This is a genomic window from Hallella bergensis DSM 17361, assembly GCF_000160535.1.
Lineage (GTDB): Bacteria > Bacteroidota > Bacteroidia > Bacteroidales > Bacteroidaceae > Prevotella > Prevotella bergensis.
The window spans coordinates 1-2,579 of record NZ_GG704784.1; the positions used below are offsets into that span (position 1 = coordinate 1).

Sequence of the window (2,579 nt, forward strand, 5' to 3'; positions counted from 1 at the left end):
GTTGACTTTGAGCGTCAACTTTTTTAGGGAAAGACACACCAAGCCTTTTTACGATAAAGTTAGATTAGGACTCTTGCCCTATTGTTATTTTGTAGCCGGAAACCAGCTTCGGGTGTTATTGGCAATCCTTACTAACATCAACATCACCGGAACTTCGACCAGCACGCCCACCACCGTAGCCAATGCAGCCCCGGATTGTAAACCAAAAAGAGAAATAGCCACAGCAACTGCCAATTCAAAGAAATTACTTGCCCCAATCATTCCGGCAGGTGCGGCAACATCATGGGGTAATTTCCACCATTTCGCCCAACCGTAAGCAACGAAGAATATCAGAACCGTTTGCAACACAAGCGGAACTGCAATCAATAAGATATGCAGGGGATTGTTCAGTATCGTTTCTCCTTGAAATGAAAACAGGATAATAAGCGTTAATAGCAATCCACCTACCGTATAATTATCAAATTTCTTAATAAATACGTTATTGAAATACTCCACACCTTTGCGGCGGATAACCATTATTCGGGTAATGACTCCGGCAGCAAGTGGTATCACAACAAACAGCACTACGGATAGCAACAGAGTGTCCCACGGGATAGATACACCGCCAACTCCCAGCAAGAAAGCAACGATAGGGGCAAACGCTACCAATATGATTAAATCGTTCAGTGCCACTTGTACCAGTGTATAGGCGGCATCCCCTTTAGTAAGGTAACTCCACACGAACACCATAGCTGTACAAGGTGCAGCCCCCAATAATACCGCCCCGGCTAAATATTCTTCGGCTAATCCGGCAGGTATAAAGGCTTTGAAAACCACATAGAAGAATAAATAAGCTATTCCGAACATGGTAAATGGCTTTATCAGCCAATTTGTAACGCAAGTGACTATTATTCCTTTCGGACGCTTGCCGACATTCTTAACACTTTGAAAATCTACTTTTAGCATCATCGGATAAATCATTAACCAAATCAGGATTGCCACGGGTATAGACACGTTGGCATATTCAAATTTGCTTAATGTTTGCGGAATTGCCGGAAGCCATTGTCCTACGGCAATTCCAATAATGATGCATAAGGCAACCCAGATAGTCAGGTATTTTTCAAAAAATCCAATTCCTTGTTTCTTTTCCATAATAACAAATATTTAACTTAATTGTGGCTTTAATTCGTTCAGGTAGAAGTCATAGAAACGGGCTTTTATTTCGTCCCGTACCCGATGAAATTCACTGTTTATAAACTCCGGCGTTCCGGTTGCTTCCGAGGGGTCGTCAAATCCCATGTGCAGTCTCTTTCCGACTTTACCAGTAAACACTGGGCAGCTTTCATTCGCCCCACCGCAGACCGTAATCACATAATCCCATTCCTGCCCTATATATAGGTTTACACTTTTAGGGATATGGTGGGCTAAATCTATTCCCATTTCATCCATAACCTTTACCGCCATCGGATTAACCTTTTCAGCAGGTTTTGTTCCTGCTGAAAAGACATCCAGTTTATGGTCAAATGATTGAAGAAAGCCATGTGCCATTTGGCTGCGGCAGCTATTCCCTGTACAAAGAATTAAAATCTTCATGTTTTTAATTATTTTTCCAAGCTATTAGGGCAGCATTTCCCTTTGACAATTCTTCTACTTTCTTAATCCAAACCAATTCATTTTGCGCCTTTGCCCGCAAGAAAGAATTTTCGGTGTCAGTTAATGACAAGCAAGCATTCACCACCCACCATTTATTATAAATGTTATACTCCATGATTTTCGATAATTCTTCCTCTTTGATAAGGGTTGCATCGCAATCTAATTCTGAAATAGCTTGTTTGGTAGTTTCGTACAAGGCTTTACAGCTTGAACACCCGGTTCCTAATACTTTAATTTCCATTGTCATTCTACTTTAAAGTTAATATCATAATCGTAGTTCGTAGAACTGCGAACAATCATTCCAAAAAAAAGGTACTGCTATTCACAGCACGATGTATCTTTACATTTACAGTCTCCTAAAAAAGCTGCAAACAGTTTTCGGGCAAGTTCCCAGTTCTCCAAGTTTATACAATACCGGACTTTTGGCGTTTCTATTTCTCCATGAATTAAGCCAGCATCTTTCAATTCCTTCAAATGCTGCGAAACAGTTGCTTTAGCAATAGGTAGTTCTTCGTGAATATCACCGAAGAAGCAACTCTCTTGTTTTGCCAAAAAAGCAAGAATAGCCATCCGTGCCGGATGTCCCATTGCTTTGGCAAACCGAGCAATCTGTTTCTGCTCTGTTGTGTACTGTTTCTCTTTCATTCCAATTCTCCTCTCTTTTTTGTTGTTCGCAAAGTTACGAACAAGGTTTCGAACAGCCAAATAATACGGCATATTTTTTCGGATAGGTGCAAGTATATATCTATATAAGAGGCTTGCTTAATTGGTGTTTACTGAATAAATTATACTATTTTGATATACAATAAATTATATCGTTTTATCTTTGGTCGTTTAACATAAAATTCTTACCTTTACAGTGTTAAATCATAAGTGAAATGAAGTATATTTCACATTTGAAACAGTTATCGGTCGATATGTTCCGTTCCTCTTTTGATGAGCTGGAC

3 protein-coding genes and 1 pseudogene are annotated in these 2,579 nt (G+C 39.9%); all 4 read right to left on the reverse strand.

Annotated elements, in window-relative coordinates; genetic code table 11:
• Window positions 1–84: 84 nt before the first annotated feature.
• On the reverse strand, window positions 85–1,131 hold the full coding sequence (gene arsB, locus HMPREF0645_RS11600) for an ACR3 family arsenite efflux transporter (RefSeq protein WP_007175215.1): 1,047 nt from the start codon (window positions 1,129–1,131) through the stop codon (window positions 85–87).
• Between the two features lie 12 nt (window positions 1,132–1,143).
• Window positions 1,144–1,572, reverse strand: a complete 429-nt coding sequence (locus HMPREF0645_RS11605) for an arsenate reductase ArsC (protein ID WP_044123619.1) — start codon at window positions 1,570–1,572, stop codon at window positions 1,144–1,146.
• A gap of 160 nt (window positions 1,573–1,732) precedes the next feature.
• A pseudogene (locus HMPREF0645_RS14005) lies at window positions 1,733–1,873 on the reverse strand (thioredoxin family protein); the annotation flags it as partial.
• A 77-nt stretch (window positions 1,874–1,950) separates the two neighbouring features.
• Window positions 1,951–2,277 carry an ArsR/SmtB family transcription factor gene (locus tag HMPREF0645_RS11615; protein ID WP_044123643.1) on the reverse strand — a complete coding sequence of 109 codons (327 nt, stop codon included), beginning with the start codon at window positions 2,275–2,277 and terminating at the stop codon, window positions 1,951–1,953.
• Window positions 2,278–2,579 lie beyond the last annotated feature (302 nt).

Excerpts from the sequence above, each read along its gene's own strand:
- HMPREF0645_RS11615 (WP_044123643.1), bottom strand. The coding sequence starts at position 2,277 with ATGAAAGAGAAACAGTACACAACAGAGCAGAAACAGATTGCTCGGTTT.
- arsB (WP_007175215.1), bottom strand. The coding sequence starts at position 1,131 with ATGGAAAAGAAACAAGGAATTGGATTTTTTGAAAAATACCTGACTATC.
- HMPREF0645_RS11605 (WP_044123619.1), bottom strand. The coding sequence starts at position 1,572 with ATGAAGATTTTAATTCTTTGTACAGGGAATAGCTGCCGCAGCCAAATG.